Genomic DNA, 20,288 nt, shown 5'->3' with positions numbered 1-20,288 from the left:
ATTTATTTTTTTCTTGTCAAAAGTGACCCAGCCAGCAAAAAAGTAGGAATGGCGGACATGCCGATGACTAGCATCCAGTCTCCCGGCGTGATGGCAACTGTATGGAAAATCGGCTGAAGCGGCGGATAGTAGATCACGACCAGCATCAGCAAAATTGATGACAATACTGCGCCGATTAAGTACAGATTTTCAAACGGATTTCTGGAAAAAACAGAGGTCTCGCTGCGACAGTCAAAAACGTGAATAAGCTGAGCCAGAACCAATGTGGCAAACGCGATCGTCTGGGCATAAGCCAAATTCTCCGGATTCCGGTGATACACAATGATAAACGCTAAAATCGTGGCAGCTCCGATCAAAAATCCTCTGGAGACGACCTTCCATCCAAGCTTGCGGGCAAACACTCCTTCTTTCGGATGACGCGGCTTCCGCTTCATCACGTCTCCTTCCGGCTGATCCATGCCGAGCGCCATTGCCGGCAATCCATCGGTCACCAAGTTGACCCACAAAATCTGAATCGGCACGAGCGGCAAAGGAAGGGCAAGCAGCATCGCAAACATCATGACAAGAATTTCTCCGACGTTAGAAGCCAACAGGTATCTGATAAACTTTCTGATATTTTCATAGATGTTTCTGCCCTCTTTTATCGCTGATTTGATCGTCGCAAAATTATCATCCACGAGAACAAGGGATGACGCTTCTTTTGCCACATCTGTCCCGGTAATGCCCATAGAGACTCCAATGTCAGCCTGTTTAATGGCTGGGGCGTCATTGACGCCGTCTCCCGTCATCGCCACAATATGCCCGTTCTCCTGGTAGGCTTTCACGATTTTCAGTTTGTGCTCTGGAGAAACGCGGGCAAATACATACACATCCTCCACTACATGAGAAAGCTCTTCTTGAGAAAGTTCATTCAGCATCTTGCCATCCATGATTTTGCCGCTTTTCGGGAGGAGGCGCAAGTCTTTCGCTATCGCTTTAGCAGTCTCCACATGATCGCCTGTAATCATGACGGTCTTAATTCCCGCTTCACGGCATTCTTTAATCGCCTGTCTGACTTCCGGCCGCGGCGGATCGATAATGCCCGAAAGACCGAGCATCGTCAAATCTTTTTCCGCCTGCTCCATAGATGGTGTTTCACCTGCTTTTAGCGGCCTGTAGGCAACCGCTATCGTTCTGAGCGCCTGGGATGCCAACTGTCTTAATACCGCCTCTGTTTCTGCTTTTCTCTCATTTGAGAAAAGCGCCGCTGAGCCGTCATAAAAAATACGGGAAGAGCGCTGCATCAGCACATCCGGTGCACCTTTTGTAATGATATACCGCTTTCTGTCCTGATCCTCGACAATGACAGTCATCATTTTCCGTGCAGAATCAAACGGAAACTCTTCAATCATCCGGTAATGAGATTCAACAAACTCCTTTGAAAAACCGCCTTTTCTTGCCGCGGTGAGCAGCGCTCCCTCTGTTGGATCTCCGTCAAGCACATATTCGCCGTCTCTTTTTTCAATATTGGAGTTGTTACAAAGCGCTCCGAACAGCAGCATCTGCTGAAGCGGCGTATGCTCATTCACACTGATCTCTTTTTCGTTCAGTGTGAAGCTTCCTTTCGGTTCATAGCCGGCCCCGGTTACTCTCCATGTTTTTCCTCCGGACCAGACATGTGTCACCGTCATTTTGTTTTGCGTCATTGTCCCTGTCTTATCTGAACAAATGATAGACGCACACCCAAGCGTCTCAACCGCGGGAAGCTTTCGTACGATTGATTTTTGCTTAATCATCCGCTGTACGCCTAGCGACAGCGCCACTGTCACAATGGCCGGGAGCCCCTCTGGAATTGCGGCGACAGCTAACGACACACCCGCTAAAAACATGCTGTACAGATCGTGCCCCTGAATGACACCGACAGCGACGACAAGTACGGTCAAAAGCAAGGCAACAACAATTAAAATCTTCCCGAGCTGCTCAAGTCTTCTTTGCAGCGGGGTTGACAGTGTCCCTGCTGATTCAAGCATGTCGGCAATTTTCCCCATTGCCGTATTCATTCCTGTGCCGACAACGACCCCGACACCGCTGCCGCGGGTCACAATGGTTCCCATAAATGCCATATTCGTAATATCACCGAGGGAAACATCCGGTTTTTTCAATTTATCTGCATGCTTCACAACCGGGATTGATTCCCCGGTCAGCGCTGATTCTTCTATTTCAAGGCTTTTCGCTTCGACAATTCGAACGTCCGCGCCAATCCTGTCCCCGCTTGTAAATTTCACAATATCACCCGGCACAAGTTCCTTAGAAGGAATCTTTGTCCAGCTTCCTTCCCTGAGCGCCATGACATGCGGTGTTGAAAGCTCTTTTAAAGCCTGAAGAGATTGCTCAGCACGCCTTTCTTGAAAGAAACCGAGTATGCCATTCACCAACACAATCGCAATAATCGCAACCGCGTCTACATATTCACCAAGAAATCCTGAGATTAACGTTGCCACCAAAAGCACAAGCACCATAAAATCTTTGAACTGCGCCAAAAACAAGAGAAGCGCTGATGTTTTTTTCCCTTCTTGCAGCTCGTTTGGTCCATGCTTGTCGAGGCGTTTTTTCACCTCTTTTTCTGTTAATCCTTGTTTCATGGACGTATTGGTTGCCTCTAGTAAATCTGTTTGTCCCATTTCATGAAACTTCATTCCGCTCGTCCACTCCCCTGCTCTCGTATAGAGATATCACTCTATAAGCATGCTTATTCTGACTCGTCCCATTTCATGCTATAATTATCGAATGCAGGAAGAATGAGAGGGTGTATTGCATATGTCGTTTGATGGCATGTTTACATACGGAATGACACACGAACTTAATGAGAAAATGATGGGCGGGCGAATTACGAAAGTCCATCAGCCATATAAGCACGATGTGATTTTTCACATCCGTGCTAATGGAAAAAACCAAAAACTATTACTATCCGCTCACCCGAGCTATTCACGGGTGCACATCACGACGCAAGCTTATGAAAACCCAAGCGAACCGCCAATGTTTTGCATGCTGCTGAGAAAGCATATCGAAGGCGGATTCATTGAGAAAATTGAACAAGCGGGCTTGGACCGCATTATGATTTTTCATATCAAAAGCCGGAACGAAATTGGCGATGAAACCGTTCGAAAGCTTTATGTAGAAATTATGGGCCGCCACAGCAATATCATTTTGACAGACGGAGCAGAAAATGTGATCATCGACGGACTTAAGCATTTATCGCCGTCAATGAACAGCTACCGTACCGTACTGCCCGGCTACGATTATAAGCTTCCGCCGGCCCAGGACAAAATCTCGCCGCTTGAGGCGACAGAAGACGATATTTTACGTCATCTCAGTTTTCAAGAAGGACGGCTGGACAAACAAATTGTCGACCACTTTTCAGGTGTGTCCCCGCTCTTTGCTAAAGAAGCGGTTCACAGAGCGGGGCTTGCCAACAAAGTCACACTGCCAAAAGCGCTGCTGGAGCTGTTTACGGAAGTAAAAGAGCACCGCTTCATTCCCAACATTACAACTGTAAACGGAAAGGAATATTTTTATCTGCTGGAGCTGACTCATCTAAAAGGTGAAGCGCGCCGGTTTGATTCATTAAGCGAGCTGCTCGACCGTTTTTATTTCGGAAAAGCTGAACGAGACCGGGTTAAGCAGCAGGCTCAGGATCTTGAACGGTTTGTTGTCAATGAACGGAAGAAGAATGCCAACAAAATCAAAAAATTAGAGAAAACACTGGAGTATTCGGAAAACGCCAAGGAATTTCAGCTATACGGGGAGCTTTTAACTGCTAATTTATACATGCTGAAAAAAGGTGATAAACAGGCTGAGGTCATCAACTATTACGATGAAGAAAGTCCGACAATCACGATCCCGTTAAACCCGAACAAAACGCCCTCTGAAAACGCACAGGCCTACTTCACGAAGTATCAGAAAGCGAAAAATTCGGTCGCAGTTGTCGAAGAGCAAATCAGGCTGGCACAGGAGGAGATCGAATACTTTGATCAGCTGATTCAGCAGCTTTCGTCCGCTTCTCCTCGAGATATCAGCGAAATCAGGGAGGAGCTCGTGGAGGGCAAATATTTACGCCCTAAGCAGCAAAAAGGACAGAAAAAACAAAAACCGCACAACCCGGTTTTAGAAACATATGAATCCTCTTCGGGCTTGACGATTTTAGTGGGTAAAAACAACCGCCAAAATGAATATTTAACGACAAGAGCGGCAGCCAGAGACGATATTTGGCTTCACACGAAGGATATTCCAGGCTCCCACGTTGTGATCAGAAGCAGCGAACCGGATGAGCAAACAATCATTGAAGCCGCGACAATTGCAGCTTATTTTTCAAAAGCTAAAGATTCAAGTTCAGTGCCTGTAGATTATACAAAAATCAGGCATGTCAAAAAACCGAACGGCGCGAAGCCCGGCTTCGTCACCTATGACAGCCAGCACACCGTCTTTGTCACACCTGATGCTGATACTGTCATCAAGCTGAAAAAAAGCTGAGCCGCATAAAGAAAAGCCAGAGCATTGTATGCTCTGGCTTATTTCTTTCGTCTTACATGATAAAGCCTGTCAACTTCAGCGACAAAGTCGCCGTCAATCAGCTCATCCACTTTTTCAGACAGTTCCTTTGTATGCTTTGGACTGGCTCCGTTTGTAGAAACAGACACCGTAACATGCCCTCTTTTTACGATTTTCGGCATGTACACGTTGCCAAGCTCAGCTTCACTGACACAATTGACAAGCTGAAAAGGTGAAGCGGTTTGAGCAATTTCTTTGTTCACTGCCGCATTATCCGTCGCGGCAATAATCAAAAAAGCATCGAGATAGTCTTCTTTTTCAATCGTGCGGCTGGCCCATCTGATGCGGCGGTTGTCTGCCATCTTCTTGATTTCCGGTTCAACATCCGGACTGACAAGCGTAATATCAGCTCCCTCAGAAAGCACCGTTTTCAGCCTTCTGAGAGCAATGGTGCCGCCCCCCGCAATGACAACCTTTTTCTTTTCCAGGCTAATGTGCAGCGGAAGCATATGAACCTCCGTCAAAATCAAATTGCCCCTCATGGTTTGCGGCGGTTTCTCTCACACGGTTTAAAAATGCGTTTTTCACATGGGGGTGGAAACCGATATAGGAAGAGAGATAGACATTCGGATTTTGAGCTTTTAATTTCTGAACCTCTCGTTCTATTTCATTCATCAGCATACCCGTAAAGAGCAAATAGGGAACAACAAAGGTTGTCATGCCGTCATCTTTTTTAAGCTCTGAAAAAATCTCTTTATAATTCGGGCCGCATGCTGTCAAAAAGCACGGGATGACTTCCTTGACCGGAAGCATATTTTGAAGAAGACTGGCAATACCGGTTACGTCTCTTTTTACATCGGGATCTGAACTTCCCCTTCCGATGAGCACGACTCTGGCATTTTCATACGGAACACCTATATCTTTTATTCGGTGATATACAGCTTTGACTACTTCTTCATCAATTCCGATCGGCCTTCCGTATGAAATGCGGACTGAAGGATATCGCGATGCTGCACGCGCAATTTCTTCCGGAATATCATGTTTTGCATGCGCAGCTGTTAAAAGAAGCAGAGGCACCACTGCGATATGAGTGGCGCCTTGCTTCACACATGCTTCAAACCCTGTCTCAATTGTCGGCTCCTGAAGCTCCAAAAAGCTGATTTCCTGTACAGGCGCAGAGACGTGCGCCTTGCATCCTTCCAAAAAGGCTGCGGCTTCTTGCTGCGCCTTTTTTACCCGGCTGCCATGACCGACATATAAAATCGCTTGTTTCATTTTTACAACGCCTCGCTTAAATCTTGTTTTTTCAGTTCAGATTCAAACCAATCCAGCTTATAGTGATAATTTACAACATTTCCAATGACAATTAAACTCGGATTTTTAATATCTTCTTTTATCACTGTTTCTGAAAGGGTTTCAACTGTACAAAAAACAGATTTTTGCTTGTCCGTTGTTCCCCAGTGAATAAAGGCTGCCGGCGTAGAACCGTCCCGGCCGTTTTCAAGGAGTTTTCTTTCAATCTGCTGTACGTTTTTGATACCCATATAGATGACAAGTGTATCAATTCCTGTAGCCAGCGCTTTCCACTTTTCCTCAAAATCTTCTTCCTTTTTATAATGACCCGTTACAAAAGCGACGTTAGAGCCCGCATCCCGATGAGTAACAGGAATCCCGGCATAAGCGGCTGCCGCGATTCCTGACGTAATGCCGGGGATGATTTCAAACGGAATTCCGTTTTCAGAGAGGCATTCCGCTTCTTCTCCCCCTCTGCCGAACACAAATGGGTCTCCGCCCTTCAGTCTGACAACGGTTTTCCCTTTTTGCGCATACTTCACAAGAAATCGATTGATGGTTTCTTGCTTCATCGTATGAAAATCTGGAAGCTTCCCGCAGTAGATCAGGTCTGCTTGCTCTTTGGCATATTGTAAAATCTCTTTATTTACTAATCTGTCATATAAGATGACATCAGCTTTTTCAATGGCTTTCAGCGCTTTAATTGTCAGCAGATCAGGGTCTCCGGGACCCGCTCCTACAATATATACTTTCCCCATCGTATTTCCCCCGATCTATTCGAGTTCTTCCAGAACATTCGCTGTGATGTTGTTCTCGCTTGCATTTCGACATCTGAGAAGAACACAGCAGATCATATTTAGCTCAATTTTTGTTTGACAAACTCGATCAGCTGGTTTTTACACTCTTCACGGTCATGCTGTCCTGAATCAAGAACGAGCTCCGGTGCTTCCGGCTCTTCATAAGGAGAATCAATTCCTGTAAAGAACGGAATTTCCCCGTTTCTTGCTTTTTTGTAGAGCCCTTTCGGATCTCTTTGTTCACAAATATCGAGGTCGCATTTAATGTATACCTCATTGAATTCGCCTGCTTCCACAAGCTGGCGAACCTGTTCTCTGTCCTCACGGAAAGGAGAGATAAAAGCAGTAATCACAATGGTGCCCTGCTGAACAAAAAGCTTTGCCACCTCTCCAATTCGGCGGATGTTTTCTTTTCGGTCTTCATCAGAAAAACCAAGGTCCTTATTTAAGCCGTGACGGATATTATCCCCGTCCAGCACAATCACTTGGTATCCCTGCTCAAACAATTCTCTCGCAGCTGCATTGGCAATCGTTGATTTACCTGAACCGCTTAACCCTGTCAGCCAGAGAATGGAGCTTTTGTGCTTGTTTTTTTGCTGATACTCTTCTTTTGTAATAGAGGCTTCATGCCATACGATATCGCGATTTGTCACTGCCAGTCCTCCTTAAGATACGCCTGCTTCTTCTTTTTTCTTCATACCTCTGATTAACACTTCTACGACTTCTGCCCGGCTGAATTCTGCAGGAGGCAGCACACCGTCTCTCAGCATGCCTCTTACCTTAGTGCCTGATAAGATGACGTGATGCTCTCTGCCATGAGGGCAAGTTTTCGCTGTTCCCATATTCCCGCATTTTTCGCAGAAGAAGCTGTGCTCGAATTTCAGCGGTGTAATTCCGAGTTCTTCAGGTTTAAATGTGTCAAACAGCTCCTGTGCCTCGTATGTTCCGTAATAGTCACCTACACCTGCGTGATCGCGGCCGACGATAAAATGCGTGCAGCCGTAGTTTTTTCTGACAAGCGCGTGGAAAATCGCTTCTCTTGGTCCTGCATAACGCATCGCCGCTAAGAAGACGCCAAGGAACACGCGGTCTTTCGGATAGTAATTGTCTAGAAGCACTTGGTAGCTTTCCATCCGCACATCAGCTGGGATGTCATCAGATTTTGTTTCGCCTACCAGCGGGTTTAAGAACAAGCCGTCTACTGTTTCAAGAGCCGTTTTTTGAATGTATTCATGCGCTCTGTGAACAGGATTTCTTGTTTGGAATCCGACAATGGTTTCCCAGCCTTTTTCCGCAAACTGGCGTCTTGTTTCCGCTGGTTCAAACGTAAACTCAGGGAATTGTTTTGAAGCTTTTTTAATCAATGTGATCGGTCCGCCGACATATGTATCGCCGCGGCTGAACAGCTTTTTAACACCTGGATGCTCCTGCTCATCCGTTTTGTACACATTGACAGCTTCTTTTTGTTTGTCAGGCACGTACAGGTCTTCGATTTGGATCACGCCGTATGTTTCTCCTTCATACGTTAGCTTTACCGTTTCACCGACTGACAGTTCCGCTGCTTTTTGCGCATCGACCGGAAGTGTGATTGGAAGGGACCAGACAACGCCGGAAGAAAGACGCATGTTTTCGACAACAGATACGTAATCTTTTTCATTAAAGAAGCCTTCGATCGGGCTGTATGCACCAATTCCGATTAATTCCAAATCCGCGAAAGAAATTAAATCAAGTTCAATTTCTTTTTGAATGCTGCTCACATCATATGATTCATCTACTCTGTTTACTAATGTTCCTCCGTGTGGTGCTAAACTCATAATATCCATTTCCTCCTAGTTAACATATAAAATAACTCAGATTAATGATCAGATTCCCCCGCCTTGTTCGTGGACAGAGCGTCTCTCTTTACGAATGGCCTTCGTCAGGCTGATGGCACCGCCCGCCGCTAAAAGCACGCTTACCATGATAAAGATTGAATAATAATCCTCTTTTAAAAACAAGGATACAAGCAGATAAGAAATCGATAAAGATAAAAACGGCGATACGATCCATACCTTCAGCATCGTTTGAACAACTTGTTTATGGAACACATTCGGACCGTTTTTTGCCATGCCTATTCCGATAATAGACGATGACGTGACTTGCGCCAGGGGCACCGGCATCCCAAATACAGAACTGATGATCACCAGTCCGGCTCCTGTACCGGATAAGAGAATGCCTTCTCCTTTTGAGAATCTCGTAATTTTCTTCCCGTTTGTTTCTAACACCCGCCGGCCTAATAACAGTGCGCCAAGGGAGACAAAAACTCCCCCGTACAAGGTTCCTTTCGCGACATCAAGCACACCGGCCGCTACTAATGGGCCAACGGCATTCGCTACGTTGTTCATGCCGGCAGAGAACGCTTCAAAAAATCCGGCAACTAACAAAACAATGCCAAGGATTTTTTGCTTTTTAGAAGACTTAATTTCAATCTTAAAATAGCTAAACAGCTTTGAAACAAAATAGGTGAAGCCGAAAGCAAACAGCGGGACAAAAACCCAAAACGCCACAATGACCAGAAGATTGTTCACAAACAATACTTTGTAAGCCACTCCCACTCCGACAACCGCGCCGACTGTTACTTCACTTGTCGACAATGGAATGCCGAGCAGATTAGCCGTAAAGAGCGACAGCGCAGCGGCTCCAATAATGATGCAAACAATCGTCAGTGTAATCGTCTGCTCAGGGATAATGCCGGAGCTGATGGTTTTTACAACCTCGCCCCCGCCAATGACCGCCCCGGCCAGCACACCGACTGCACATATGATCAAAGCGTAGGTTTTCTTTTTGATGGCTCCAGAGCCGTAAGCAACTCCCATCGAAGCTGCAGCGCCGCTTGCACCGATATTCATCGCGAAAAACAAGCTAAATAAAATAGCGGCTAATTCCATTTTGCAGCTCCTTATTCATGCAATCCGCATTCTGTTTTCGCCATACCATTCCATCTGCCTGAGCGTAAATCCTCTGCGGTAAAAGCAGGAGCCGTACAAGGTGCGCAGCCAATGCTTGGATATCCTTGGTCATGAAGCGGGTTGTAGTCCAGCTCATTCCGGGATGTGTATCTCCAAATGTCTTTCCAAGTCCAATGGATAAGCGGACATACTTTTACTGATTTGAATTTTTCATCTTTGTTTAAGAAATTCGTATTGGCACGGCTTGGCCCTTGATCGCGGCGCAGACCGGAAAGCCAGGCCGGATGCCCTGAAAGCGCCTCTCTTAAAGGAACAACCTTTCTAAGATAGCAGCACTGATTCGGCTCTCTTTCCCACAGTTTGTCACCATATTCTTCGGCTTGCTCCTCAAGGGTAAGATCTGGCTTTTTCAGGATGATATTAAGACCCGGATAACGCTCTTTCACTCGCTCAATCGTTTCATAGGTTTCTTTAAAATGAAGTCCTGTATCAAGAAACACAATCTCTGCGTCTTTTTTCACTTTATAAATTAAGTCAATCAGAACGATTCCCTCAATTCCGAAACTGCAGGCATAAACAAGCTGATTGCCGTAATGGCCGTATGCCCACTTTAAAACTGACAGCGCTCCTTTATAAGGATCGTCTTCCGGAAATGTAATCGTTGGTTCCTCCCAATTATCGTACGTTAACATTTCTTCTTTCCTCCTTTCGGAGACAAACAAACAGTAGCTTTCTGCCGGTTGTCTTTTCCCAATTGTAATGTGGTGCGGCTGCTGATAACGCAAACAGCCTTTTTTCCTCTTAAAATTAAAAAACTTTCAATCCGGCGGAAAGAAAGACAGGAACAGCATGTAGCCCTTATCTTTCAAAATGGAATTCATTTTGCTGGAAGTAGCACCTTACACACTGTGCAGGTTGCCGGGCTTCATAGGTCCAGTCCCTCAGCCGCTCTTGATAAGTTTTTAGATTTGTAGTAAATTTTAGCACAATTCTAACATAAGTCAACCCGACTTTTTTTATAGGATTAATAAAAAAACAGGCCTCTAGGCCTGTTTTCACGCACAGCAAGGCTTTGAAGCCCCTGTGCATCACCGGAATTTAATTTTATTTTTTAAACCAATCTTTTGACTCGGGATTTCGCTTCCACGTTTGCAGCTTTTTTAGATCGTCCGAATGAATATTTCCGTTTTCAAGCGCAACCTCTGTCAGCGTATCATAATCAGTTAATGAGTAGTATGGCAGTTCTGCCTTCGCAAACGCTTCCTGCGCTTTAGGAAGCCCGTACGTAAAGATTGAGACAACCCCAAGCACCTCACAGCCAGCCGCTTGTAAAGCTGCCGCAGCTTCAAGCACGCTGCCTCCTGTGGAGATTAAGTCTTCAATGACGACCGTTTTTTGGCCTTTTTGAACAGCTCCCTCAATCTGATTGCCTTTTCCGTGCGCTTTCGGCTTGCTTCTCACATAACACATCGGAAGATTCAAACGGTCAGCCGCCAGTGCAGCATGAGGAATACCGGCTGTTGCTGTTCCCGCAATCATTTCAGCTTCAGGAAAATGCTCTTCGACAAGCTTGCTGATGCCTGTGGCGACATCATTTCTGACCTCCGGGAAAGATAGTGTAAGGCGGTTGTCACAGTAGATTGGCGATAAAATGCCGCTTGCCCATGTAAATGGCTCGTTTGGGCGTAAAAATACAGCTTGGATGTCTAATAGATGTTTTGCGATGATTTGTTTCATTGTTTGATTCCCTTCCATTCGAGTCTGACAGCTTCATAGGCTTTTACCGGGTCTGCCGCTTTTGTAATCGAGCGTCCTACCACAATCGCTGATGAACCTTTCTCTCTTGCAATTGCAGGTGTTGCTACGCGGATTTGGTCATTCGCAGCGTCCTCTGACATCCTGATCCCCGGAGTGACAGTCAGAAATGAAGGCGAAACCGCTTGGTAAATTGCTTTCGCTTCATGAACAGAGCAGACCACTCCATCCAGTCCGCTTTCTTCCGCCAGTTTGCTGTAGTGCACAACCGTGTCGATCAGAGGCTTTTGGATCAGCAGTTCATCTTTCATCATTTGTTCAGATGTGCTTGTCAGCTGGGTTACCGCGATAAGTGACGGGCGTTTTTTTCCAGCCGGCGTACCTTCTTCTAAACCTTCCAGAGCTGCTTGCATCATTTTTTTGCCCCCGGCCGCATGAACATTGACGAGGTCTACTCCGAGACCGGCAAGGCGCTTCATCGCTTTGTTTACAGTGGTCGGGATGTCATGAAGTTTTAAATCTAAAAACAGTTCGCAATTTCTTTCTTTTAGTTGTTTAACTATGGATGGCCCTTCTTGATAAAAAAGCTCCATTCCAACCTTTACAAATAACGGTTCTTTCTGAAAAGGCGCTAAGAATGCAAGTGTTTCTTCAACTGATGCAAAATCAAGCGCGATGATGGGCAGGTTGTTTTTCATGATTCCAGCTCCTTCCGATGCATTCTTCAATTGATTGATAGCCGTATTGGCGCAAAACAGCAGGGAGCTGTTCAATGATGTCTGGACATGCAAAAGGATTCACAAAGTTTGCTGTTCCGACAGCGACCGCGCTTGCTCCCGCGAGAAGAAACTCCAGTGCATCTTCAGCCGTCTGCACGCCTCCCATACCGATAATCGGGATATTGACAGCCTGGCTGACTTCATACACCATGCGAATGGCAACCGGCTTCACAGCAGGGCCGGAAAGTCCCCCTGTTTTATTCGCTAATATCGGCTTGCCTGATTTTAAATCGAGCCTCATGCCGATTAATGTGTTGATCATCGTAAGACCATCCGCTCCCGCCTCTTCGATCGCTGATGCAATTTCTGTGATATTTGCCACGTTCGGGGAAAGCTTCACATAAACGGGCACATCTGAAACCTCTTTAACCGCTTTCGTCAAATCGGCAGCCATTTCAGGGTTCGTGCCAAAAGCGATTCCGCCTGTTTTCACATTCGGGCAGGAAATGTTTAATTCAAGTGCATGAACATTAGGCGCTTTGCTGATATACTTCGCGACTTCAACATAATCCTCGACTTGAGAGCCTGCGACATTGGCAATGATCGGCGTATCAAACTGCTCAAGCCACGGCAGCTCATTTTGCAAGACGCTTTCCAGCCCCGGATTTTGCAGACCGATCGCATTGAGCATTCCAGCGCCAGTCTCAGCTACCCTAGGGGTCGGATTCCCGAAGCGAGGCTCTTTTGTCGTAGCTTTGATCATGATTGCTCCGAGACAAGACAAATCATAAAAACGCGCAAACTCTTTTCCAAAACCGAAGCAGCCTGATGCAGGAATGATCGGGTTTTTCAAATCAAGCCCAGGTAATTTCACCTCTAGCATTACAGCGCCACCTCCTGAGCTTTAAATACAGGCCCGTCGAGACATACTTTTACGTAGGATGTCTCACTTTCGTTTGTATGGCACACACACGCGAAGCATGCGCCGATTCCGCAGCCCATTCGTTCCTCCATAGACAGGTAGACTTCTTTATGGGCATATTCCTGTTTTAACGCCTTCAGCATCGGTGTCGGCCCGCAGCTGAGGAGAATGTCAAACTCTAGATTTTTCTGTTTAATTACATTTGTAACAAACCCAGTTTCCCCATAGCTTCCGTCAGCTGTTGCCACATACGTGTCTCCGTACTGCCGGCACTCTTCTTCGTAAAAAATATCCTTTGCTGATTGAAATCCTAAAACGTGTATGACCTTGACCCCTTTTTCGTTCAAGCGTTTCGACAGCTCTTGGAGAGGCGGCACACCTACACCGCCTCCTACCAGCAAAGCCGTCTTTCCGGGTTGGACTTCATTGACCGGAAAGCCATTTCCCAAAGGCCCGAGGACATCTACAAGCTCTCCCTGCTGCTTTAGCGACAAGAGCCTTGTTCCTTCCCCATCTACTCGATAAATGATGGTAACTTCATTTTTTTCAAAGTTGACGTCGGCGATGCTGATCGGCCTTCTCAAAAGAGGCGTAACCGCTTCGCTCACTTTAAGATGAAGGAACTGTCCCGGGGTTGTAAACCCTTGGACAAGCTCCCCTTTCAGAACCATTTGATACACCCGGTCTGCAATTTGCTGGTTAGAACATACTGTCAAATACGCTTTTTTCATATAGTGACTGCCGCCTCCTGATTTGTATTGACTGCCGGCATTTGATCAGCACGGAATGTCATGCTTTCCAGTACTCGCAATATCGCTTCTGCCGTATCTAAAGATGTTAAGCAGGCAACACCGTTTTCTACTGATTCACGTCTGATTCTAAATCCGTCTCGTGCAGGCTGCTTTCCTTTTGTCAGCGTATTGATGACAAACTGCGCTTCTCCGTTTCTGATCACATCAAGCAAGTTCGGGCCGTCCTGGCCGATTTTTCCGACGACCTTCGCTGGAATTGAAGCTTCTTTCAGGTAACCTGCCGTTCCTTCCGTGGCTAAAATGTTGTAGCCGATCGCATGGAACCGCTTAGCGATGGCTAGCCCTTCTTCTTTGTCCTTATCAGCCACTGTTAAAAGCACGGAACCGTAGTTAGGGATTTGAATGCCTGAAGCAATCAGGGCTTTATAGAGCGCCTTTTCAAGGGTAGAATCTTTACCCATGACCTCACCTGTTGATTTCATTTCAGGCCCTAACGTAATGTCCACTCTTCTCAGCTTAGCAAAGGAGAAGACCGGTGCTTTTACAAATACACCTTGCTGTTCAGGCTGAAGGCCCTCTGTATAGCCAAACGCAGCCAGCTTTTGACCGAGAATGATTTTGGTTGCGAGATTCGCCATTGGGATACCTGTAATTTTGCTTAAGAACGGTACGGTTCTGCTTGATCTCGGATTCACTTCGAGCACGTACACTTCGCCTTTTGACAAGACGAATTGAATATTGAGCAAACCGACAATGTTCAGCCCTTTCGCTAGTGCGATCGTGTATTGTTCAATTTTTTTCTTAATGTCCTCTGTGAGAGACTGAGGCGGATAAACAGCGATTGAGTCTCCGGAGTGAACGCCCGCACGTTCAATGTGCTCCATAATTCCCGGGATTACAACTGTTTCACCGTCAGATACTGCATCCACTTCAATTTCTTTCCCAGTTAAATATCTGTCAATTAATACTGGGTGCTGCGGATTGATTTTGACTGCGTTTTTCATGTAATGAAGCAGTTCTTCCTCATGATAAACAATCTCCATCGCCCGGCCGCCTAGTACGTAGGAAGGGCGCACCAGTACCGGATAGCCGATGTCACTCGCGATGCTTACCGCCTGATCAACTGATGTCGCTGTTTTGCCAAGCGGCTGCGGAACGCCAAGTTCTCCAAGCGCTTGTTCAAATTTATCCCGGTCTTCCGCGCGGTCTAAATCTTCTAATGAAGTCCCAAGGATTTTGACTCCGCGTGCAGAAAGCTCGTCTGCCAGGTTAATGGCAGTTTGTCCGCCGAATTGTACGACAACGCCCACCGGCTGTTCGAGGTCAATGATATGCATGACATCTTCAATTGTAAGCGGCTCAAAGTACAGCTTGTCTGAGATACTGAAATCTGTTGAAACGGTTTCCGGGTTGTTATTGACAATAATGGCTTCATAGCCTGCTTGTTTAATGGCCCACACAGAGTGAACAGTTGCGTAGTCGAACTCAACACCCTGACCGATTCGAATCGGACCGGAACCAAGCACGATCACACTTTTCTTATCCGTAACGACAGACTCATTTTCTTCTTCGTATGTGCTGTAGAAGTATGGCGTTTCTGATTCAAATTCCGCCGCACATGTATCTACCATTTTGAAGACCGGTGCAATTCCCGCTTGTTTTCTCAAGCTGTAAAGCTCCGATTCTTTCATTTCCCACTCACGGCTGATGTACTTATCAGAGAATCCGAGTTCTTTTGCCCGTCTCAGCACATCCGTATCGCCCGCATGCGCCTTCAGTTCTTTTTCAAACTGTACGATTCCGAACAGCTTATGCAGGAAGAAGACATCGATAGCGGAAAATTCATGGAGCTCTTCTACCGTGTAGCCTCTTCTGTATGCTTCAGCTAAGTAGAATAAGCGTTCGTCACCGGCCTTTTTAATTCGTTTTTCAAGAAGCTCATCGGAAATGTCAGCAGCGTCTTTCAATTCCAGATGATACACATCCGCTTCCAGGGAACGCACAGCCTTCAGCAATGACTCTTCAAGCGTTCGGCCGATCGCCATGACCTCTCCTGTCGCTTTCATTTGCGTGCCGAGCTTTCTGTTTGCTGATTCAAACTTATCAAACGGCCAGCGCGGAATTTTGGATACGACATAGTCAAGAGCCGGTTCAAATGCTGCATATGTTTTTCCTGTCACCGGGTTCATCATTTCATCTAATGAAAGGCCAACTGCGATTTTAGCAGCGAGCTTTGCAATCGGATATCCCGTCGCTTTTGATGCAAGAGCAGATGAACGGCTGACACGCGGGTTTACTTCAATAATGTAGTATTGGAAGCTGTCTGGATCTAAAGCGAGCTGTACGTTACATCCGCCTTCGATTCCAAGAGCGCGAATCAGTTTTAACGATACATTCCGCAAGAGCTGATATTCGCGGTCGCTGAGCGTTTGGCTCGGCGCGACTACAATACTGTCTCCAGTGTGGATTCCGACTGGATCAATGTTCTCCATGTTACAAACGACAATGGCGTGATCCTGGCTGTCTCTCATGACTTCATACTCGATTTCTTTATAGCCGGCGATGCTTTTTTCAAGCAGACATTGATGCACCGGGCTTAATTTTAAGCCGTTCTCAACAATTTCTTTCAGTTCGGTTTCGTTCGAGCAGATGCCTCCGCCTGTTCCGCCTAATGTATATGCCGGGCGGACAATGACAGGGAAACCAATTTGACTGACGAAGTTTTCAGCTTCTTCCAGAGAGTGGATGATCTCACTTTCAGGCACCGGTTCATTCAGCTCATTCATCAGTGTTCTGAACAAGTCGCGGTCTTCAGCCTGCTGAATCGCAGACAGCTTCGTGCCAAGCACTTCAACGCCGCATTCTGCCAGGACGCCTCTTTCTGAAAGCTCAACCGCAAGATTCAAACCGGTTTGGCCTCCGAGAGTGGGGAGAATGGCATCTGGGCGTTCTTTTCTGATGATTCGTGTCAGGAATTCAGGTGTGAGCGGTTCGATGTAAACCCGGTCAGCCATTTCTGTATCTGTCATGATCGTGGCAGGGTTTGAGTTGACAAGGATGACTTCATAGCCTTCTTCTTTCAAAGCAAGGCAGGCTTGCGTTCCCGCATAGTCAAATTCTGCTGCTTGGCCGATGATGATCGGTCCGGATCCGATTACTAAAATTTTGTTAATGTCTACGCGTTTTGGCATACCGCTTCCCCTTCTTTCTCTGTTGTTTCGATCATTTCAATGAATCTGTCAAATAGATGGTTGGCATCCTCAGGACCAGGCGAGGCTTCAGGATGGTATTGAACTGTAAATGCCGGCAGTGTTTTATGCTTCAGCCCTTCAATCGTATCGTCATTAATTGCGATATGTGTCACTTCCAGTTCTGTTTCGTTGATGGATGACACTGTATAGCCATGGTTTTGAGATGTCAAGGCGACTTTTCCGGTAGCCAGCTCTTTTACCGGGTGGTTTGAGCCTCTGTGGCCGAATTTCATTTTCTCAGTATTCGCCCCGCACGCCAGCGCGAATAATTGGTGGCCGAGACATATTCCGAATAATGGCACTTTTCCGAGAACACCCTTAATCATTTCAATCGCTTCAGGCACATCTTTTGGATCCCCAGGTCCGTTAGAAAGCATGATGCCGTCCGGTTTTAGCTGAAGCACTTCTTCTGCTGTAATGTTGTAAGGCACAACGATAACGTCACATTTCCGTTTGTTCAGCTCTCTTAGAATTCCGTGCTTCATGCCGAAGTCAACCAAGACAATGCGTTTGCCTCTTCCCGGGCTCGGATATGCTGTTTTGGCTGATACTTGGGATACTTGATTTCTCGGCAGTTCAGTTTCGTTCAGTCTTTTCAGCACTGCCTCGATATCTTCATCAGGTGTAGCGAATGTTCCTTTTAGCGCGCCTGCCGTGCGAATCATTCTTGTCAGCTTTCTCGTATCAATCCCCTGCAATCCCGGAATGTTTTTCATTTTTAAATATTCGTCCAATGTGTATGCTGAACGCCAGTTTGAAGGCAGTTCACATAATTCTTTGATGATCAGCCCTTTCACAAAAGGGGTAATGGATTCAAAATCATCACGGTTAATGCCGTAATTTCCGATAAGCGGGTACGTTAATGTTACGATCTGCCCGCAGTAAGAAGGATCAGATAAAATTTCCTGATAGCCTGTCATCCCAGTGTTAAAAACGACTTCTCCCATGCTGTGCTCTAAACTTCCGAAGGCTTCTCCCTCGAATACCGCCCCGTTTTCCAGTACTAATCGTCTCTTCATTTGACAAGTCTCCCTTCTTCATAAGCAAGCTTTCCTGCCGCAATTGTAGCGACCGGCCAGCCGGTGCAGCTGATGCCGTTGAATGGTGTATTTTTTCCTTTTGATAAAAATGTCTCTTTGTCTATAACTGCTTCTTTTTCCAAATCGATTAACGTAATGTCAGCGACTTGCCCCGTTTGTAATGTTCCGTATGGGAGACCGAACGCTTCGCATGGTTTGATTGTCATGTAGTCAATCAGCTGTTTCAGCGACCAGCTACCCTTTTTGACAAAGTGTGTGTATAGAAGCGGAAACGCTGTTTCTAAGCCGACAATTCCGAATGGCGCCAGCTTCATGTCTGTGTTTTTCTCTTCTTCTGTATGCGGCGCATGGTCTGTTGCGATAAAATCAATTGTTCCGTCTAAAAGACCTTCGATTAAAGCGGCTCTGTCTTCTGCGCTGCGGAGCGGAGGATTCATTTTATAATTTGTGTCCAGCCCCGGGATGTCCTCATCACAAAGCAGCAAATGATGCGGTGATACTTCTGCTGTCACTCTGATTCCTGCTTTTTTCGCATCGCGTACGACTCTGACAGACTCTTTCGTGCTGATATGGCATACATGGTAATGGCAGTTTGCCGCTTCAGCCAGCAATACATCGCGGGCAATATGGACCGATTCACACACAGATGGAATGCCATTGAGACCGTTCGCTTTGGAGAATGTCCCCTCATGAACGCTTCCTCCGTAAATTAAGGAGTTGTCTTCGCAATGCGCAACAATCGCTTTGTCAATTGCAGCTGCCCGTTTCATCGCTTCATACATCATTCCTGCTGTCTGTATACCGACGCCGTCATCTGTGAAGGCAAATGCCCCGGCTTCTTTTAAAGCTTCAAAGTTTGTCATTTCACCGCCGATTTGTCTGATCGTAATAGATGCATACGGAAGAACTCTGACGCATGATGTTTCTTTAATACGGTTTTGCACCCATTCCATCTGCTCCTTCGTATCAGGAACAGGCCGCGTATTCGGCATTGCTGCTACTGTTGTATAGCCGCCGCGCGCTGCTGCTTTTGCGCCGGTTTCAATGGTTTCTTTTTTCTCTCCGCCCGGCTCTCTGAAGTGTACGTGGAGATCAACAAATCCAGGTGAAACAAGCAATCCTTTTGCATCAATTACTGTTTCTTCATCCGCTGCATCAAGCTTGCCGATTTCAGAGATGATTTCTCCTGTCACTCGAATATCCGCTTCTGTTTTTTCACCATTTTTGTTAAGTATCCAGCCGTTTTTAATGAGATATGACATACGCTGCTTCTCCTCTTTTCACTTTGGTTTGTAAGGCACGCTGTATCACTGCCATTCTGATAAATACGCCATTTTGCATTTGCTTGAAGATTCTTGATTTTTCGCTTTCGACTAAGCTGTCATCAATCTCCACTCCTCTGTTTACCGGAGCTGGATGCATAATGATCGCATGATGCTTCATACGTTCAGCCCGTTCTGCAGTCAAACCGTACTTGTTTAAATAGCCGTCTTGGCTGACAGCGGACTGATGTCTTTCATTTTGAATGCGCAGCAGCATGACGACATCGGAAGACTCAACTGCTTCATCTATTGAGACATATGTGCCGAATGTATTTTCTTCATCCTGCCATTCCGTAGGACCGGAAAACAGGACACGTGCCCCCAATCTTGTCAAAACTTCTGCATTTGATCTAGCCACTCTGCTGTGCTTGATATCGCCGTGAATGGAGACGGTAAGCCCTTTGAACGTATTGAACTCTTCATAAATCGTCATTAAATCAAGCAGTGATTGTGTCGGATGCTGGCCGCATCCGTCTCCCGCATTCAGAATCGGGATATTCACCTGGCTGACAAGCTCTTTATAGTACTCATCCTCACTGTGCCTGATGACGCACACGTCCGCACCAATTGATTCGAGCGTCCGGATGGTGTCGTATAAGGTTTCGCCTTTTTGCACGCTTGTGCTTGTTCCATCAAGGTTGAGCACATTCATACCCAGCTTTTTTTCTGCGACCTCAAAGCTGAACCGCGTTCTCGTGCTCGGTTCAAAAAACAGGTTCGCTGCAAATTTCCCCATAAGCCAATTGTCTGTTTTTCCGCCTTTTAGGTCTTGTGCTGTTTGAAGCAAATCTTTGATTTCCTCAATACTGAGTTCGCTCATCGTCGTTAAATGCTTCATGTTTTTTCCCCTCTCATTTCAACTTTAAGGCTGAAAAAAACCCCGGTCTTAGATAGACTGGGGGTATGGTTAAATAGAGGGCAGCATTGAAGCTTCCTTCTCTTCATAACCCTTCCAAGCCTCT

The 20,288-nt window shown here is 46.3% G+C and carries 17 protein-coding genes and 1 riboswitch; of the genes, 1 reads left to right on the top strand and 16 read right to left on the bottom strand.

All coding sequences use genetic code 11. From position 1 onward, the window contains the following. Positions 1–2 precede the first annotated feature (2 nt). Positions 3–2,675, bottom strand: a complete 2,673-nt coding sequence (locus LWH95_RS04455) for a calcium-translocating P-type ATPase, SERCA-type (protein WP_232919049.1) — start codon at positions 2,673–2,675, stop codon at positions 3–5. A gap of 121 nt (positions 2,676–2,796) precedes the next feature. Here LWH95_RS04455 and rqcH point away from each other — a divergent pair, with 121 nt between their 5' ends. Further along, the gene (rqcH, locus tag LWH95_RS04450; RefSeq protein WP_232919048.1) at positions 2,797–4,509 is read left to right on the top strand and encodes a tRNA modification protein RqcH; all 1,713 of its coding nucleotides are present in this window, start codon (positions 2,797–2,799) and stop codon (positions 4,507–4,509) included. 38 nt (positions 4,510–4,547) lie between these two features. Here the strand turns inward: rqcH and sirC are convergent, their stop codons facing one another. From sirC to LWH95_RS04375, 15 genes are all read right to left on the bottom strand, one after another. Beyond that, the gene (sirC, locus tag LWH95_RS04445; protein ID WP_232919111.1) at positions 4,548–5,036 is read right to left on the bottom strand and encodes a precorrin-2 dehydrogenase/sirohydrochlorin ferrochelatase family protein; all 489 of its coding nucleotides are present in this window, start codon (positions 5,034–5,036) and stop codon (positions 4,548–4,550) included. After that, positions 5,017–5,802, bottom strand: a complete 786-nt coding sequence (sirB, locus tag LWH95_RS04440; RefSeq protein ID WP_232919047.1) for a sirohydrochlorin chelatase — start codon at positions 5,800–5,802, stop codon at positions 5,017–5,019. The genes sirC and sirB overlap by 20 nt, the downstream gene beginning before the upstream one ends. 2 nt (positions 5,803–5,804) lie before the next feature. After that, the gene (cobA, locus tag LWH95_RS04435; protein ID WP_019258360.1) at positions 5,805–6,578 is read right to left on the bottom strand and encodes a uroporphyrinogen-III C-methyltransferase; all 774 of its coding nucleotides are present in this window, start codon (positions 6,576–6,578) and stop codon (positions 5,805–5,807) included. A 98-nt stretch (positions 6,579–6,676) separates the two neighbouring features. Next, a complete protein-coding gene (cysC, locus tag LWH95_RS04430; RefSeq protein WP_003238641.1) occupies positions 6,677–7,270 on the bottom strand; it encodes an adenylyl-sulfate kinase in 594 nt (197 codons plus the stop codon). A gap of 12 nt (positions 7,271–7,282) precedes the next feature. Further along, positions 7,283–8,431, bottom strand: coding sequence for a sulfate adenylyltransferase (gene sat, locus LWH95_RS04425; protein WP_084992526.1), 1,149 nt, complete (start codon positions 8,429–8,431; stop codon positions 7,283–7,285). Between the two features lie 48 nt (positions 8,432–8,479). After that, on the bottom strand, positions 8,480–9,544 hold the full coding sequence (cysP, locus tag LWH95_RS04420; protein WP_003238644.1) for a sulfate permease: 1,065 nt from the start codon (positions 9,542–9,544) through the stop codon (positions 8,480–8,482). A gap of 11 nt (positions 9,545–9,555) precedes the next feature. Further along, positions 9,556–10,257, bottom strand: coding sequence for a phosphoadenylyl-sulfate reductase (locus tag LWH95_RS04415; protein WP_003238646.1), 702 nt, complete (start codon positions 10,255–10,257; stop codon positions 9,556–9,558). Positions 10,258–10,420: 163 nt separating this feature from the next. After that, positions 10,421–10,526: riboswitch (SAM riboswitch) on the bottom strand. Positions 10,527–10,669: 143 nt separating this feature from the next. After that, positions 10,670–11,302: an orotate phosphoribosyltransferase gene (gene pyrE, locus LWH95_RS04410; protein ID WP_003238648.1), complete on the bottom strand. Its 633-nt coding sequence runs from the start codon at positions 11,300–11,302 to the stop codon at positions 10,670–10,672. Beyond that, positions 11,299–12,018 carry an orotidine-5'-phosphate decarboxylase gene (gene pyrF, locus LWH95_RS04405; RefSeq protein ID WP_133487508.1) on the bottom strand — a complete coding sequence of 240 codons (720 nt, stop codon included), beginning with the start codon at positions 12,016–12,018 and terminating at the stop codon, positions 11,299–11,301. Before pyrF ends, pyrE begins: the two co-directional genes overlap by 4 nt. Next, complete coding sequence (locus LWH95_RS04400) at positions 11,987–12,922, bottom strand: dihydroorotate dehydrogenase (protein WP_232919046.1); 936 nt, start codon at positions 12,920–12,922, stop codon at positions 11,987–11,989. Before LWH95_RS04400 ends, pyrF begins: the two co-directional genes overlap by 32 nt. Continuing rightward, entirely contained in the window at positions 12,922–13,692 is a 771-nt protein-coding gene (pyrK, locus tag LWH95_RS04395) for a dihydroorotate oxidase B electron transfer subunit (protein ID WP_232919045.1), read from the bottom strand. Before pyrK ends, LWH95_RS04400 begins: the two co-directional genes overlap by 1 nt. Then, a complete protein-coding gene (gene carB, locus LWH95_RS04390) occupies positions 13,689–16,904 on the bottom strand; it encodes a carbamoyl-phosphate synthase (glutamine-hydrolyzing) large subunit (RefSeq protein ID WP_003238652.1) in 3,216 nt (1,071 codons plus the stop codon). Before carB ends, pyrK begins: the two co-directional genes overlap by 4 nt. Further along, the gene (locus LWH95_RS04385) at positions 16,889–17,983 is read right to left on the bottom strand and encodes a carbamoyl phosphate synthase small subunit (RefSeq protein WP_133487510.1); all 1,095 of its coding nucleotides are present in this window, start codon (positions 17,981–17,983) and stop codon (positions 16,889–16,891) included. Before LWH95_RS04385 ends, carB begins: the two co-directional genes overlap by 16 nt. Further along, positions 17,980–19,266, bottom strand: a complete 1,287-nt coding sequence (locus LWH95_RS04380) for a dihydroorotase (protein ID WP_232919044.1) — start codon at positions 19,264–19,266, stop codon at positions 17,980–17,982. The genes LWH95_RS04385 and LWH95_RS04380 overlap by 4 nt, the downstream gene beginning before the upstream one ends. Continuing rightward, complete coding sequence (locus LWH95_RS04375) at positions 19,250–20,164, bottom strand: aspartate carbamoyltransferase catalytic subunit (RefSeq protein WP_232919043.1); 915 nt, start codon at positions 20,162–20,164, stop codon at positions 19,250–19,252. The genes LWH95_RS04380 and LWH95_RS04375 overlap by 17 nt, the downstream gene beginning before the upstream one ends. Positions 20,165–20,288 lie beyond the last annotated feature (124 nt).

The sequence above is a fragment of the Bacillus sp. G16 genome (assembly GCF_021282335.1).
GTDB classification, from domain to species: Bacteria; Bacillota; Bacilli; order Bacillales; family Bacillaceae; genus Bacillus; species Bacillus inaquosorum.
This window is presented reverse-complemented; position numbering and strand designations above follow the sequence as displayed.

What these genes read in the sequence shown, in the direction of transcription:
- pyrF (WP_133487508.1), bottom strand. Translation starts at nt 12,018, where the DNA reads ATGAAAAACAACCTGCCCATCATCGCGCTTGATTTTGCATCAGTTGAA.
- pyrK (WP_232919045.1), bottom strand. Translation starts at nt 13,692, where the DNA reads ATGAAAAAAGCGTATTTGACAGTATGTTCTAACCAGCAAATTGCAGAC.
- LWH95_RS04385 (WP_133487510.1), bottom strand. Translation starts at nt 17,983, where the DNA reads ATGAAGAGACGATTAGTACTGGAAAACGGGGCGGTATTCGAGGGAGAA.
- sirC (WP_232919111.1), bottom strand. Translation starts at nt 5,036, where the DNA reads ATGCTTCCGCTGCACATTAGCCTGGAAAAGAAAAAGGTTGTCATTGCG.
- sirB (WP_232919047.1), bottom strand. Translation starts at nt 5,802, where the DNA reads ATGAAACAAGCGATTTTATATGTCGGTCATGGCAGCCGGGTAAAAAAG.
- cysP (WP_003238644.1), bottom strand. Translation starts at nt 9,544, where the DNA reads ATGGAATTAGCCGCTATTTTATTTAGCTTGTTTTTCGCGATGAATATC.
- LWH95_RS04375 (WP_232919043.1), bottom strand. Translation starts at nt 20,164, where the DNA reads ATGAAGCATTTAACGACGATGAGCGAACTCAGTATTGAGGAAATCAAA.
- cobA (WP_019258360.1), bottom strand. Translation starts at nt 6,578, where the DNA reads ATGGGGAAAGTATATATTGTAGGAGCGGGTCCCGGAGACCCTGATCTG.
- LWH95_RS04415 (WP_003238646.1), bottom strand. Translation starts at nt 10,257, where the DNA reads ATGTTAACGTACGATAATTGGGAGGAACCAACGATTACATTTCCGGAA.
- LWH95_RS04455 (WP_232919049.1), bottom strand. Translation starts at nt 2,675, where the DNA reads ATGAAGTTTCATGAAATGGGACAAACAGATTTACTAGAGGCAACCAAT.
- sat (WP_084992526.1), bottom strand. Translation starts at nt 8,431, where the DNA reads ATGAGTTTAGCACCACACGGAGGAACATTAGTAAACAGAGTAGATGAA.
- LWH95_RS04380 (WP_232919044.1), bottom strand. Translation starts at nt 19,266, where the DNA reads ATGTCATATCTCATTAAAAACGGCTGGATACTTAACAAAAATGGTGAA.
- carB (WP_003238652.1), bottom strand. Translation starts at nt 16,904, where the DNA reads ATGCCAAAACGCGTAGACATTAACAAAATTTTAGTAATCGGATCCGGA.
- rqcH (WP_232919048.1), top strand. Translation starts at nt 2,797, where the DNA reads ATGTCGTTTGATGGCATGTTTACATACGGAATGACACACGAACTTAAT.
- pyrE (WP_003238648.1), bottom strand. Translation starts at nt 11,302, where the DNA reads ATGAAACAAATCATCGCAAAACATCTATTAGACATCCAAGCTGTATTT.
- LWH95_RS04400 (WP_232919046.1), bottom strand. Translation starts at nt 12,922, where the DNA reads ATGCTAGAGGTGAAATTACCTGGGCTTGATTTGAAAAACCCGATCATT.